Raw genomic sequence first — 12,770 nt, 5'->3', positions numbered from 1 at the left:
TCCCAGAAAGCCGGCAGTCAGGAAGAAGCCGACCGCGTTGTGGCCGTACCACCACTGGACCATCGCGTCCTGCACGCCGCTGAACAGCTGCACGGACTTGCTGCCCCAGATGCTGACCGGGACCGACAGGTTGTTGACGACATGCAGCATCGCGATCGTGACGATGAAGCCCAGATAGAACCAGTTGGCCACGTAGATGTGCGGCTCTTTCCGCTTGATGATCGTGCCCAGGAAAACCGCCAGATAGGCCAGCCAGACTACGGTCAGCCACCAATCGACATACCATTCCGGCTCGGCGTATTCTTTGGACTGGGTGGCGCCCAGGATATAGCCTGTCGCGGCCAGCACGATGAACAGGTTGTACCCCCAGAACACGAACCAGGCCGTGTTCCCGCCCCAAAGCCGCGCCGCCGACGTGCGCTGCACCACATAGAAGCTTGTCGCGATCAGCGCATTGCCACCAAAGGCAAAGATCACCGCACTGGTGTGAAGCGGCCGCAGCTTGCCGAAGTTCAGGTAACCTTGGGTCAGGTCGCTGAAGTTCAGGGACGGAAAAGCCAGCTGGAAGGCGATGACGACGCCCACCAGAAAACCCACGATCCCCCACAGGACGGTCGCCACAACACCGGCGCGGATCACGCCGTCCATGTATTCGCGCGGATCGGGGATCGCGATCGGCTCGTCCACGCGGCGCAGGACCCAAAGGAACAGGCCGCCGGCCACCAGCATGACGGTCAGCGCATTGACCATGTAGGCGGGGTCACGCGCAAGGTTGGCGCCGATGGCGGCAAACAATGCCGTCCCGCCCAGCAGCATCAGTTTCACATAATTCCACATGGCGTCCTCGTGCCCATCCGCGTCCCTCTGCTGGCCCGTTGCGCCATGACGAATCATGCGCGGCGCGGGGTCTGTCGATCAGCAGGGAATAGGTTCGGGATGCGGTTCCGGCCTTGATCTGCGTCAAGTGGCGGATTTGACCCTGATCAAGGTGACTTGCGGCCAATCAGGTGCAGGATGAAAGGATCGCGACATCAGGAGGCAGCCATGGCCTACAAGACGATACTGACCGTTATCAGCAAACTCTCGCAGATCGCGCAGGTCGATGCGGCCGCCTCGCTGGCGGTTTCGCAGGATGCGCATCTGGAGATCCTGTGCCTTGGCATCGATCACAGCCAGCCGGGGTACTATTTTCCCGGCGGAACGGCCTATGGGCTGCAAGACGCGATCGAATCGGCCATGGCGGATGCCGAAAGTTTGGAGGCACGGCTGCGACAGCATCTGGCTGCGGCCACGGACCTGCGCTGGTCCAGCGAAGCGGCCGTTGCGCAAGCGGGCGGCATCAGCGGGCTGGTTGGCATGCGCGCCCGCTTTGCCGACCTGACGGTGCTGGCCAGTCCTTATGCGCAGGGCCAGCCCGGCGACGCGGAATTCGTGGTCGAAGCGGCATTGTTCGATGGCAGCTGTCCGGTTCTGGTGCTGCCCGAGGGCTCGACCCCGGCCCTGCCCCCGCAGCGTGCGCTTGTCGCCTGGAACCAGTCGACCGAGGCACTGGCGGCGATCCGCCGCGCGCTGCCCCTGCTCAAGGCCGCGCGCTCGGTCGAGGTGACCTGCATCGATCCGCGACGCAGCGGGCCGGAACGTTCCGATCCCGGCGGCTCGCTGACGCAGATGCTGACCCGGCACGGCGTCCGGGTCGAGATCGCGGTCTTGGCCCGCACCGCGCCCCGCATCAGCGACGAGATCAACCGCCGCGCGGTCGAGATCGGCGCGGATCTGGTGGTGATGGGCGCTTATGGCCATTCGCGCCTGCGCCAGGCGATCCTGGGCGGTGCCACGCGGAACATGCTGGAACAAGCCAAGGTGCCCGTCTTCATGGCGCGTTAAGGTTGGCCCAGCCTTTGCACAGGTCCGGGGCAGAACGCCCCGGACGCCGCAACGCGTCACACCCCGCGCTTGTTGCCCCACAACATGACATGCAGTTGAGGCAGCACGCGGGCGGCGAACCAGCCATCCGCCACGACCTTGTCGACCAGCCACAGCAGGCGGTCGGCCACATCCTGTGCAGCCACGGGAGTCGTCGGGTCCACCTCGGGGTTGCCTGGTTGCAGGTACAGCGGCAGCGCAGGATAACGCGCCGCAACCTCCTGCGCCCAAGCGTAATCGGCATCGTCGAAGACCACGATCTTCAAGACGGTCGCTCCCGCCTGGCAACCTGCCGCAACACAGGATTCAAAGGCGGCCCAGTCCGGCACTTCACTGCTGGAAGGCGGCTTGGGGCTGAGGACCAGCATGGACAAGCCGGCAAACCAGTTCCGCGCAATCGATCCCTGCGTTTCTAGCGCGAAGCCGTAACCTTTTGCCCTGCCCTGCGCGATCAGCGGCCCAAAGTCCTGGATAGCCGGATTTCCGCCCGAGATCGACACCGTCAAGGGCCGCCCGCCCGACAGCGCCTCGACCTCTGCCCATACCTCATCGGTACTCATCGCGGCCCATGTGTCGCGATAGGCACTGTCGACCGCATGCAGCGAATCGCACCACGAACAGCGGTAATCACAACCCCCTGCCCTGACAAAGACCGTCGGTTGACCGATCAGCGCCCCTTCCCCCTGGATGGTCGGGCCGAATATCTCGGCAATGCGCAGCCGGGTCACGGGCGATACTCGGCCCAGGTCTTGGGCGTCTCGCTGACCTTGACGGCGCTGGTCTCGGCCCAACGGGCACGGCACCAGTCGAAAAAGTGCCTTGCCAGATTCTCCGCCGTGCTGGCACCGTCGATCACCTCGTTCAGGTGGCGGTGATCGAACCGCGTGTCGATGTAATCCTTCAACGGCTTCAGCTCATGGTAATCGCGCACGAAGCCATCGCTGTTCAGATCGGCGGCGGCCAATTCCACGACAACGATATAGTTATGGCCATGCAGGCGCGCGCATTGATGGTCTTCGGGAAGATGCGATAGGCAGTGCGAGGCGCTGAAATGAAATTCCTTGCTGATGCGGTACATCACGCATCTCCTTCCGCATGGGCCGCGACGGCCGCCTGCCAGTAATCGGGATCTTCGTAATCCGTGGGATCCGGAACGCCCGCCAGATGAAATGCTTCACGCCGTTCAACGCAGGTGCCGCAACGGCCGCAATGCCGCACGCCGCCCTTGTAGCAGGACCAGGTGTCCGCAAACGGTGTTCCGTTATCCGCGCCGGCCGCGACGATGTCGGCCTTTGTTGCGCGGACAAAGGGCACATGCAGCGCGACACGGGCGTAACCGTCCAGCGCCGCCACCTGCATGGCCGCGAAGGCATCGGTGAAGGCCGGGCGACAGTCGGGATAGATGAAGTGATCGCCCCCATGCACCGCCGCGGCGACCGCATCGTCACCGTTTGCCGCAGCAATGCCAAAGGCGATCGTCAGCATGATCGCGTTGCGATTGGGCACAACGGTGACACGCATCGTGTCCTCGGCATAATGACCGTCGGGCACGGCGATATCATCGGTCAGCGCCGAACCGGTCAGGGCCGCGCCGAGCCCCGACAGGTCGACCAGATGGAAGGGCACGCCGAGGCGGCGGGCACAGGCGGCGGCAAAATCCAGTTCCTTGCGGTGGCGCTGGCCATAATCGAAACTGACGATACGGGTCAGCCGACCTTGGACCGACAGAACATGGGCAAGCGAAACGGAGTCGAGCCCGCCCGAGCAGACGAGAGTGGTTTTCATGAGTGACCCTTGTTTTTGTGACCCGGGTAGGCTGCGACCGGAAAGCGTCCGACTATCAGGCGAAACGCGGGATGTGAAGGGTGACGTGCCGCCTCAGGGGGTTCTGCAGGTCAGGACAGCGTGCCGCCATCCGAATCGTCGCCCGATTCTTCGACAAGCCGCGCAAAGTCCGGCAGGATCACGCCCCGCTTTCCTTGCAGTTCGATCACGCCTTCTCGCTTGAGGGCGCCGATCTGCCGGCTGACCGTCTCGATCGTCAGGCCCAGGTAATCGGCCATGGCCTCGCGCGACAGCGGCAGTTCCAGCTCCATCCGGCCCCCAGCGCGGCGCTTTTGCAAGGCAGCCTCGCGTCGCGCGACGATGGCGATAAAGGACGCGATCTTCTCGCGGGCCGTCTTGCGTCCCAGAAGCAGCATCCATTCGCGGGCCGCATCCAGCTCGTCCAGCGTCATCTCCAGCAGGCGATGGGCCAGATGAGGGGTGCGGCGCATCATCTGGTCAAAGGGCTTGCGCCGGAAACAGCACAGCACGACGCGCGTTGCGGCCGTTGCGTTGTAAGGTGCCTGATCCCGGCCCGGGCGGCCGAGAAAGTCGCTGGGCAACAGGAGGCCCACGATCTGCGTGCGCCCGTCTTCCAGTGTCTGGGTCAGCGAAGCGACACCCGTCACGACCGAGGCGACAAAGTCCATCCGGTCGCCCTCCCAGACGATCGGCTGCCCCACCTCGAAGCTGCGATAGAACTTGATGCCTTCCAGTTCAGCCAGCTCGTCCCCTTCGCACTGCGCACAAACGGCCCGGTAACGGATCGGACAATCCGTGCAGCGCATGTTGTCATGCGCGGGGTTGCCCGTCTGGCCGGGCTTGATCTGGGTCAAGGCGGGTGTTCGCATGTTCCTTCAAGGATACCCTCATGGAACATCTTTCGCAACTTCGACGCGCCGGTCTGTTCGAGGCACGCGCACCCCGCTACACCAGCTATCCTCCGGCCACGCAGTTCAGCCCCGCAGTGGACGGGGATCTTGTCGGCGGATGGATGGCCGCGCTGCCCCAAGGGACGCAGGTCTCTCTTTATGTCCATGTGCCTTTCTGCCGTCGCCTGTGCTGGTTCTGCGCCTGCCGGACGCAGGGTACCCAGAGCCTCGACCCCGTGCGCGCCTATGTCGCCACTCTGGAGGCCGAGTTGCAGGCGCTGCGTCGGCGGCTGGCACCGGGCACGCGGTTGTCGCGCCTGCACTGGGGTGGCGGCACGCCGACGCTGCTGCCGGCCGACCTGATCTGCCGGCTGGCTGGCGCGATCTTTAACGCTTTCCCGATGGCCGAGGGCGGAGAGTTCTCGGTCGAGATCGATCCCTCGGAAATCGACGCCCCTCGCATGGCCGCGTTGGCCGCCGCGGGCATGACCCGCGCCTCGATCGGGGTGCAGGACTTCGATCCGCTGATCCAGGAAACGATCGGCCGCCCGCAAAGCTTCGAGATGACCGCCAGGGCCATCAGGCTGATTCGCCAGCACGGCATCGCCAGCCTGAACGCGGACATCCTTTACGGCCTGCCCCACCAGACGGGCCGACGCATGGCTGACACCGTCCAGAAGGTGCTGGCGCTGTCTCCCGACCGTGTGGCCCTTTACGGTTATGCCCATGTGCCCTGGATGTCCAAGCGGCAGGTGATGATCCCCAGCGAAGCCCTGCCCGGTGGCGAGGCGCGGCTGGCGCTGTTCGAGACGGCAGCCGAACTGTTTCTGGACGATGGTTTCCGGCAGATCGGCATCGACCATTTCGCACGTCCCGAAGATGGACTGGCAAGGGCGGCGACCGAAGGCCGGCTTCGACGCAACTTTCAGGGCTATACGGACGATCCGGCACCCGTGCTGATCGGCTTGGGCGCTTCGTCCATTTCCCGCTACCCCCAAGGCTATGCGCAGAACGCCCCGGCGACGGGGGCCTATGTGGCGGCCGTGCGCGAGGGACGCATCCCGGTCACGCGCGGCCACGCCTTCACGCCCGAGGATCGCTGGCGCGGCCGCCTGATCGAGGCGCTGATGTGCGATTTCCAGATCGACCTGGCCGCAATGACGACCGAGGTCGGTCCCCTGCCCCCGGACCTGTTCCAGCCACTGCTGGCGCGTTTTGGCCCGGCCGTGCGCCTGACCGACAGCACCTTCGAGATCACACCCGAGGGACGCCCCCTGACACGCCTGATCGCGCAAGCGCTGGACGGCTATGCCGCGCCCGAAGGCAGCCATTCGGTCGCGGTCTGACTGACCGGCCGGGGCGTCAGTGCGCCTCGGCCCAGTTCATTCCCTGTCCCGCATCCACGACCAGCGGCACCGACAGCCGCACCGAAGGTTCGGCCGCGTTTTCCATGATGTCGCGGGCGCGGGTGATCAGAACATCCACGGCGTCGTCCTGAACCTCGAAGACCAGTTCGTCATGAACCTGCAGCAGCATTCGCGCAGGCAGGTCGGCAATGGCATCCGGCATGCGGATCATGGCGCGGCGGATGATGTCGGCCGCCGCCCCCTGAATGGGCGCGTTGATGGCCGCCCGACGCGCACCGCCGGCCGCCGGGCCGGACTGGTTGATGCCCGGCGTGTTGATGCGCCGACCGAACAGCGTGGTGACATGACCGTCCTGCTTCGCATCCGCGACCGTCTTGTCCATATAGGCCCGGATTTCGGGAAAGCGTTCGAAATAGGTGTCGATGAAGCTTTGGGCCTCGTTCCGCGGAATGCGCAGGTTGCGCGACAGACCAAAGCTGGAGATGCCATAGATCACGCCAAAGTTGATCGCCTTGGCGCGGCGGCGGATCATGGGGTCCATCCCCTCGACCGGGACGCCGAACATCTGGCTGGCCGTCATGGCGTGGATGTCGATCCCCTCGCGGAAGGCCTGCTTCAAGGCGGGAATGTCAGCGACATGGGCCAGGATCCGCAGTTCGATCTGGCTGTAGTCGAGACTGACGAGGCGGTACCCCTCGGGCGCGATGAAGGCCTGGCGGATGCGGCGTCCCTCGTCGCTGCGGATGGGAATGTTCTGCAGGTTCGGGTCTGTCGAGGACAGGCGCCCGGTCTGGGCCCCGGTGATGGAATAACAGGTGTGCACCCGCCCCGTTTCCGCATTCACATAGGTCGGCAGCGCATCCGTATAGGTCGATTTCAGCTTGCTGATCTGACGCCAGTCCAGCACCCGCGCCGGAAGGTCGTGCCCCTCGGCGGCCAGATCCTCCAGCACGTCGGCGCTGGTGGAAAAGGCCCCGGTCTTGCCCTGCTTGCCGCCCGCCAGCCCCATCTTGTCGAACAGGATCTCGCCCAACTGCTTGGGGCTGCCGATGTTGAAGCTCTGGCCGGCCAGACCGAAGATCTCGTCCTCCAGCTGTGCCATCTTTTGCGAAAAGGCGTTCGACATGCGTTTCAGCGTGTCGGGATCGATGCGGACGCCCGCCATCTCCATCTGCGCCAGAACCGGAATCATCGGGCGTTCCAGCGTGTGATACACGGTGCTGACCTTCTCGGCCGGCAGCATGGGGGCGAAATGCTGGTAAAGGCGCAGCGTCACATCCGCATCCTCGGCCGCATAAGGGGCGGCCTTGTCGATGGCGACCTGCCCGAAATGGATCTGCGACTTGCCCGAACCGATCAGGTCCTTGATCGGAATGCATTTGTGGCCCAGATAACGCTCGGCCAGCTCGTCCATGCCGTGATTGTGCGTGCCCGCGTTCAGCGCATAGGACATCAGCATCGTGTCGGCCAGAGGCGTCATGCGAATGCCGTGGCGGGCCAGCATCTTCCAGTCGTATTTCAGGTTCTGCCCGATCTTGAGGATGGACGCATCCTCCAGCACCGGCTTCAGCGATGCCAGCACCCGGTCCAGATCCAGCTGCCCCGCCACTCGCGCGGACGACCCGAACAGGTCATCCCCCCCTGCGATATGGCCCACGGGGATATAGCAGGCCCGCCCCGGCGCAACGGCCAGCGACAGGCCGACCAGATCGGCCTGCATCTCGTCCAGCCCTGTCGTCTCGGTGTCGATGGCGACCTGACCCGCCTCTTGGATGGCCGCGATCCAAGCCTCCAGCGCCTCCATGTCTGCCACGGTTTCATAGGCCGACGTGTCGATGGGCGGCTGCTCGGGTGCCGCGGGCGCGTCACTGGCGGGGGCTGCCTGAATCACGGGGGCCTCGGCACCCAGTACCTGGGCCACACGATTCGTCAGCGTGCGCAACTCCATGTCCGACAGGAAGGCCAGCAGACGCTCGGGCTCGGGCGCGCGCACCTCCAGGCTGTCCAGGGTAAAGTCCAGCGGCGTGTCGCAATCCAGCGACACCAGCCGCTTGCTGATGCGGATCTGCTCGGCATGGTCGATCAGGGTCTGGCGGCGCTTGGGCTGCTTGATCTCGGCCGCACGCTCCAGCAGGCTTTCCAGGTCGCCATATTCCTGGATCAGCAGGGCGGCTGTCTTGATGCCGATGCCGGGGGCGCCGGGCACGTTGTCCACCGGATCGCCCGCCAAGGCCTGCACGTCCACCACACGGTCGGGGCCCACGCCGAACTTTTCCATCACCTCGTCCGGGCCGATCAGCTTGTTCTTGATCGGGTCCAGCATGTCCACACCGTTCCCGATCAGCTGCATCAGGTCCTTGTCGCTGCTGATGATCGTGGCCGAACCGCCCGCCTCGCGCGCCCGGCAGGCCAAGGCGGCGATGATGTCATCGGCCTCATAGCCCTCGGTCTCGATGCAGGCGATGTTGAAGGCGCGCGTGGCATCGCGGGTCAGCGGGAACTGCGGGCGCAGATCCTCGGGCGGCTCGGGGCGATGGGCCTTGTAGGCCGAATAGATCTCGTTGCGAAAGGTCTTCGAGCTGTGGTCGAAGATCACCGCCGCATGGGTCGGCGCAGTGTGCCCGTCATCCGTCTGCACGTAACGCCACAGCATGTTGCAAAAACCCGCAACAGCGCCCACCGGCAGTCCATCCGACTTGCGCGTCAGGGGCGGCAGCGCATGATAGGCGCGAAAGATGAAGGCCGATCCGTCGATCAGATGCAGATGACAGCCCTTGCCGAATGCGTCGCCCATGATCACCTGTCTCCTGCTGCTGAGGCCTGCCTTTTGCCATGCCTGCCCGAAATCTTCCAGCCGCCGAAAGGTGCCCCATGCCGCCCATGCGCCGCAAGTCGGATATGCCGCACAAGATTTGCACCGCCTGCGGTCTGCCATTCAGCTGGCGCAAGAAATGGGCCAAGGACTGGGATCAGGTTCGCTATTGTTCGGACAGGTGCCGCAACCAGAAGCGACGGCCGCCCAAGGGTGGCGCAGCCACCCCGCCTTGATGGCCCCTCAACGGGGCCTGAAAGGCGGCGCGGGCCGGGAACGGAGACTCAGAGCCTAGTGGTCGTCATGCGCATGGGCGCGGTCGATCACGAAACGCTTGTCGCAATAACCGCAGTCAACATAGCCCGCTTCGGGGGCAATCGCCAGCCAGACGCGAGGATGACCCAGGCCCGCCGCGTCGTCCCCGTCGCAGCTGACACGCCAGCGGGTGACCACCTCGGTTACGGGGGCGGGACGGTTCAGCGCCTCGGGGCCGGTTTCGGTCGACATCGGGGTTTCAGGCGTCACGTGCTGCGTCATGGCTGGCCTTCTTGTGGCGGCTTGCATCATCTGGTCTAACCCCATTAGCGCAGCGCCGCCTGCCTTCGCAAGCTCTGCAAGGAATTCCCATGTCCGACGCCATCCAGATCACCGGCCTCCGCAAGACCTATGCCGCCCAAGGCGGCGCCCCCGCCAAGGAGGCGCTGAAAGGGGTCGACCTGAACATCCGTGCGGGCAGCATCTTCGGCCTTCTGGGGCCGAATGGCGCAGGCAAGTCGACCCTGATCAACATCCTGGCAGGCTTGGTGAACAAGACCGGCGGCCGCGTCACCATCTGGGGCTTTGACCAGGACGTGAACCCGCGCCAGTCGCGCGCGGCCATTGGAGTCATGCCGCAGGAACTGAACATGGACCCGTTCTTCAGCCCGCGCGCCAGTCTCGAGGTGCAGGCAGGCCTTTACGGCGTGCCCAGGGGTGAACGCTGGACAGACGAACTGCTGGCGCTGGTGGGGCTGACCGATCAGGCGAATGCTTATGCCCGCAACCTGTCCGGCGGGATGAAGCGGCGTCTTCTGCTGGCCAAGGCACTGGTCCACCGCCCGCAGGTCCTCGTGCTGGACGAGCCCACTGCCGGTGTGGACATCACCCTGCGCGAGATGCTCTGGGCCAATGTGCGCAAGCTCAACGAACAGGGGATGACGATCATCCTGACGACGCACTACCTGGAGGAGGCCGAACAGATGTGCGACGAGATCGCCATCATCAACCATGGCCAGGTCGTGATCCGCCAGAACACGCGCGAGCTGCTGTCGCGCACCGACGGCAAGACACTGGTGCTGGACACGGGCGGCCCCGTCGCGCTGCCCGACCTGCCTCAGGGGACAAAGGCCGAGCGGCGCCCGGACGGGCGGCTGGCCATCACCTACCCGCCATCGCGCCTGCGCGCCGACCAGATCCTCGATGCGCTGCGGGGGGCGGGTATTCCCATCCTCGATGTCGCGACCGAACAGCCCGACCTCGAAGATGTCTTTGTCGAGCTGACCCGCGGCTGATCACCATTCGTGCCAAGGCAGGCGCCGCCCCCAGCGGCGCCTGCGCCCGGCCTCAGCCCCGCGCCGCGATCATCGGTCCCATGACGGTCCCGCCCATGATGTGCAGGTGGAAATGCGGAACCTCCTGCACGCCGTGTACCCCGGCATTGGTGATGGCGCGAAAGCCCTGCCCGCCCTGATCCAGCCCCACGCCCTCGGTCGCACAAACCTGCGCGCAAAGCCGCATGAACCCTGCCATTTCCGCCTCGGAAGCATTTGCGGCAAAATCGTCAAAGCTGACATACTTGCCTTTGGGGATCACCAGAACATGGCTGGGGGCCTTGGGGGAGATGTCGCGGAAGGCCAGTGCATGTTCGTTCTCGGCCACGGTGTCGTTCGGGATCTCTCCGCGGAGGATGCGGGCGAAGATGTTGGTGTCATCATAGGCAAAGGCCATGGTTTCTTCCTTTTTCAATCGGCGAACAGATGCGGGGTCTGGGCCAGCGCCATCGCGTCTTCCGGCCCCACACCGAGGAACGCGGCGATGGCGGCGGCGTTGCGTTCGGATGATACGGTTTCCGAGATGGTGCCAAATCGGGCCAAGCCGGCTTCACGCAGGCGATCGGCTTCGTGCTGCAGGTCCCCGCGCACAATGGGCATCACCCGCTGCGCGGCTTCCTCGGGCGCATCCGGCGTGATCAGCCCGACCCGCCCCATGTGACCGCGCAGGTAATCATCGTCAAAGCGGCTGTCGATGAACAGGATGCGCGTTTCGGCCCGGTCCCGGTCGAAATCCGCGATCAGGCTGAGTGCCGAGGGATCCACGCAGAACACCAGGCTTTGCGATTCGAAGTGGTCGAAAAGCAGCTTGACCAAGGCGCGCCGATGTCTCTCGCGCTTGCTTACGGAACTCGCGACTCCGCCCATGTCAGGCAGGTTGGCATCCAGTTCGTTGAAGATGTAATCGACCGCCGGAATGGGGGTCGTGTCGCGAATGGCTGCAGCCAGACGCTTGGCGATGTGCCATTTTTTCGCCACCATGATGTGCAGCACGCGCTGGTTTCCAAGGCTTCCATCCGTTTCCCAGAAGCGGCGCGCGAACCGCCGGCCGATCCGCCCTCGCCCCGTCAGAAAGGCGAACAACCGCCGCCCTTCGGCCGAAATGGGAAATTCCAGCCCCTCGGTCTGCCACAGCGCCCCCAGGCGAGCTCGCAACTCCAGCGCCTCGGGGCTGATCTTGCGGGCAAACAGATAATCCTGCCGCAGCAGCAGGTCATAATGATCGTTGTAGAAGGTGACCGGCATCCCGTAGTCGGTGAAGATCAGGAAGGTCAGCGTGCGGGTGCGGATTTGCGTGCGTGGCACAAGATGCGCCACCAGCGTTTGAAAGAACGTCTCGTCCGGAATCCATGTGGTGCTGAAGAAGCGCGGGATCTCGGGGCGCTGGCGAATCAGCGCAAAGATCGCTTCGACGGTCTGGCGGCGCAGGCACCACCATTGCGACCCGATCATCACCTGCAGGTCGTCAGGCACCGCGCGCGTCAGACCGAACCGCTTCTGCAATTCGAAGCTGCTATAGAACAGCCATTTCTGCGTGCGTTCGTTGAAGACATGGCGGTACACCAGCCGTTCTTCCTTGAGACCGGTCTTGATCCAGTCGCTTTCGAAGAAATCGAAGCTTTCAATGTAGTCGCAGTCTTCGGAATCCAGAAAGGAACGCGCGAACTCGGCCGATTTGATTGGCATGCAGTCGCCCGACAGCATGTAGAAATGCGTGGCCTGGGGAAAGGCGGCCTCCGCCGCCCGCAGCGCCTCCAGCGTGGCTGCAACCAGCGACCATTCCCCCCAGCCGCATTTGAGGCGACGCTGCGCGAACGTCACTCCAGGATGATCGCCAAGCGCGTCGCGGATCTGCTGGAACATGGCAGAAGGTGCACGCCTGTCGAAATGGATGGAAACGAAATCGCCCGTCGCCGTCAGCCGGCGCGCCTGGTCGATGACCCCCTGGGGATCCTTGTGGGTAAGGAGGATGAAAGCGATGCGAGCCATGGAGGGCGCCGGTTCCCGTGACTGATTTCCGATAGTTCTAGGTAAGGCGTTGAAAATGTCCTGTGGTTTTGATTTGTGTGTGTGTAACGAATTTTGCTGTTGGGACAAGCAGCACGGCCAGCCGCATGCTCCATCCGGTCACCGTCCTGCAATCGGAGACGTATCACAATGGGCTTTCCCGGCGTATGGATGACCGAGAGCGAGAGCATGACCTATCGGGTCGTGCCGAAATGCGCCTGCTCGACCATCGGGCAGATCATGTTCTATTCGGATCACGGCCGCTTTTTCGACGGGGACATCCATGATTCGACCGACGGCCTGCACAAATGGGCCCAGGAACACAGTCACGAGCCAATCGAGCGCGCGGTGCGCGACCGTTCCGGCGTCACCTTCA

Annotated in this window: 14 protein-coding genes; 5 read left to right on the top strand and 9 right to left on the bottom strand. The window is 64.3% G+C overall.

Annotated features, from left to right (window positions below):
• A partial coding sequence (locus ACLHHB_RS15460) for a cbb3-type cytochrome c oxidase subunit I (RefSeq protein WP_410219173.1) occupies nt 1-837 on the bottom strand: 837 nt, incomplete at its 3' end.
• Between the two features lie 207 nt (nt 838-1,044).
• Here ACLHHB_RS15460 and ACLHHB_RS15455 point away from each other — a divergent pair.
• Nucleotides 1,045-1,884 carry a universal stress protein gene (locus tag ACLHHB_RS15455; RefSeq protein WP_410219172.1) on the top strand — a complete coding sequence of 280 codons (840 nt, stop codon included), beginning with the start codon at nt 1,045-1,047 and terminating at the stop codon, nt 1,882-1,884.
• 56 nt (nt 1,885-1,940) lie between these two features.
• On the opposite strand, the gene queE is transcribed toward ACLHHB_RS15455, so the two are convergent.
• The 4 genes from queE to fnrL form a co-directional block, all read right to left on the bottom strand.
• Entirely contained in the window at nt 1,941-2,651 is a 711-nt protein-coding gene (queE, locus tag ACLHHB_RS15450) for a 7-carboxy-7-deazaguanine synthase QueE (RefSeq protein WP_410219171.1), read from the bottom strand.
• The gene (gene queD, locus ACLHHB_RS15445; protein WP_410219170.1) at nt 2,648-3,001 is read right to left on the bottom strand and encodes a 6-carboxytetrahydropterin synthase QueD; all 354 of its coding nucleotides are present in this window, start codon (nt 2,999-3,001) and stop codon (nt 2,648-2,650) included. The genes queE and queD overlap by 4 nt, the downstream gene beginning before the upstream one ends.
• Nucleotides 3,001-3,708 carry a 7-cyano-7-deazaguanine synthase QueC gene (gene queC, locus ACLHHB_RS15440; protein ID WP_410219169.1) on the bottom strand — a complete coding sequence of 236 codons (708 nt, stop codon included), beginning with the start codon at nt 3,706-3,708 and terminating at the stop codon, nt 3,001-3,003. The genes queD and queC overlap by 1 nt, the downstream gene beginning before the upstream one ends.
• Nucleotides 3,709-3,818: 110 nt before the next feature.
• Complete coding sequence (fnrL, locus tag ACLHHB_RS15435; RefSeq protein ID WP_410219175.1) at nt 3,819-4,535, bottom strand: transcriptional regulator FnrL; 717 nt, start codon at nt 4,533-4,535, stop codon at nt 3,819-3,821.
• Nucleotides 4,536-4,618: 83 nt separating this feature from the next.
• Between fnrL and hemN the strand changes: the two genes are divergently transcribed.
• A complete protein-coding gene (hemN, locus tag ACLHHB_RS15430; protein WP_410219168.1) occupies nt 4,619-5,965 on the top strand; it encodes an oxygen-independent coproporphyrinogen III oxidase in 1,347 nt (448 codons plus the stop codon).
• Between the two features lie 16 nt (nt 5,966-5,981).
• Here the strand turns inward: hemN and polA are convergent, their stop codons facing one another.
• Nucleotides 5,982-8,780, bottom strand: coding sequence for a DNA polymerase I (gene polA, locus ACLHHB_RS15425; protein WP_410219167.1), 2,799 nt, complete (start codon nt 8,778-8,780; stop codon nt 5,982-5,984).
• A gap of 38 nt (nt 8,781-8,818) precedes the next feature.
• Here polA and ACLHHB_RS15420 point away from each other — a divergent pair, with 38 nt between their 5' ends.
• Nucleotides 8,819-9,034: a DUF2256 domain-containing protein gene (locus ACLHHB_RS15420; RefSeq protein ID WP_410219166.1), complete on the top strand. Its 216-nt coding sequence runs from the start codon at nt 8,819-8,821 to the stop codon at nt 9,032-9,034.
• A gap of 55 nt (nt 9,035-9,089) precedes the next feature.
• Here ACLHHB_RS15420 and ACLHHB_RS15415 read toward each other — a convergent pair whose 3' ends face one another.
• On the bottom strand, nt 9,090-9,278 hold the full coding sequence (locus ACLHHB_RS15415) for a zinc-finger domain-containing protein (protein WP_410219174.1): 189 nt from the start codon (nt 9,276-9,278) through the stop codon (nt 9,090-9,092).
• A gap of 146 nt (nt 9,279-9,424) precedes the next feature.
• On the opposite strand from ACLHHB_RS15415, the gene ACLHHB_RS15410 reads away from it, so the two are divergent.
• A complete protein-coding gene (locus ACLHHB_RS15410) occupies nt 9,425-10,348 on the top strand; it encodes an ABC transporter ATP-binding protein (RefSeq protein WP_410219165.1) in 924 nt (307 codons plus the stop codon).
• Between the two features lie 52 nt (nt 10,349-10,400).
• Here the strand turns inward: ACLHHB_RS15410 and ACLHHB_RS15405 are convergent, their stop codons facing one another.
• Together ACLHHB_RS15405 and ACLHHB_RS15400 are read right to left on the bottom strand one after the other, a co-directional pair.
• On the bottom strand, nt 10,401-10,784 hold the full coding sequence (locus tag ACLHHB_RS15405) for an HIT domain-containing protein (protein WP_410219164.1): 384 nt from the start codon (nt 10,782-10,784) through the stop codon (nt 10,401-10,403).
• A gap of 14 nt (nt 10,785-10,798) precedes the next feature.
• A complete protein-coding gene (locus ACLHHB_RS15400; RefSeq protein WP_410219163.1) occupies nt 10,799-12,376 on the bottom strand; it encodes a DUF5928 domain-containing protein in 1,578 nt (525 codons plus the stop codon).
• 168 nt (nt 12,377-12,544) lie between these two features.
• Between ACLHHB_RS15400 and ACLHHB_RS15395 the strand changes: the two genes are divergently transcribed.
• Nucleotides 12,545-12,770, top strand: a 226-nt coding sequence (locus ACLHHB_RS15395) for a sulfotransferase family 2 domain-containing protein (protein WP_410219162.1), incomplete at its 3' end; no start/stop codon positions are given.

This window comes from Paracoccus sp. (in: a-proteobacteria) (assembly GCF_046462195.1).
In the GTDB taxonomy this organism is placed as follows: Bacteria; Pseudomonadota; Alphaproteobacteria; order Rhodobacterales; family Rhodobacteraceae; genus Paracoccus.
The sequence above is the reverse complement of the archived record's forward strand: the minus strand, read 5'-3'. Positions and strand labels throughout refer to the sequence as shown.

Excerpts from the sequence above, each read along its gene's own strand:
- ACLHHB_RS15455 (WP_410219172.1), top strand. The coding sequence starts at position 1,045 with ATGGCCTACAAGACGATACTGACCGTTATCAGCAAACTCTCGCAGATC.
- queD (WP_410219170.1), bottom strand. The coding sequence starts at position 3,001 with ATGTACCGCATCAGCAAGGAATTTCATTTCAGCGCCTCGCACTGCCTA.
- queC (WP_410219169.1), bottom strand. The coding sequence starts at position 3,708 with ATGAAAACCACTCTCGTCTGCTCGGGCGGGCTCGACTCCGTTTCGCTT.
- fnrL (WP_410219175.1), bottom strand. The coding sequence starts at position 4,535 with ATGCGCTGCACGGATTGTCCGATCCGTTACCGGGCCGTTTGTGCGCAG.
- hemN (WP_410219168.1), top strand. The coding sequence starts at position 4,619 with ATGGAACATCTTTCGCAACTTCGACGCGCCGGTCTGTTCGAGGCACGC.
- polA (WP_410219167.1), bottom strand. The coding sequence starts at position 8,780 with ATGGGCGACGCATTCGGCAAGGGCTGTCATCTGCATCTGATCGACGGA.
- ACLHHB_RS15420 (WP_410219166.1), top strand. The coding sequence starts at position 8,819 with ATGCCTGCCCGAAATCTTCCAGCCGCCGAAAGGTGCCCCATGCCGCCC.
- ACLHHB_RS15410 (WP_410219165.1), top strand. The coding sequence starts at position 9,425 with ATGTCCGACGCCATCCAGATCACCGGCCTCCGCAAGACCTATGCCGCC.
- ACLHHB_RS15405 (WP_410219164.1), bottom strand. The coding sequence starts at position 10,784 with ATGGCCTTTGCCTATGATGACACCAACATCTTCGCCCGCATCCTCCGC.
- ACLHHB_RS15400 (WP_410219163.1), bottom strand. The coding sequence starts at position 12,376 with ATGGCTCGCATCGCTTTCATCCTCCTTACCCACAAGGATCCCCAGGGG.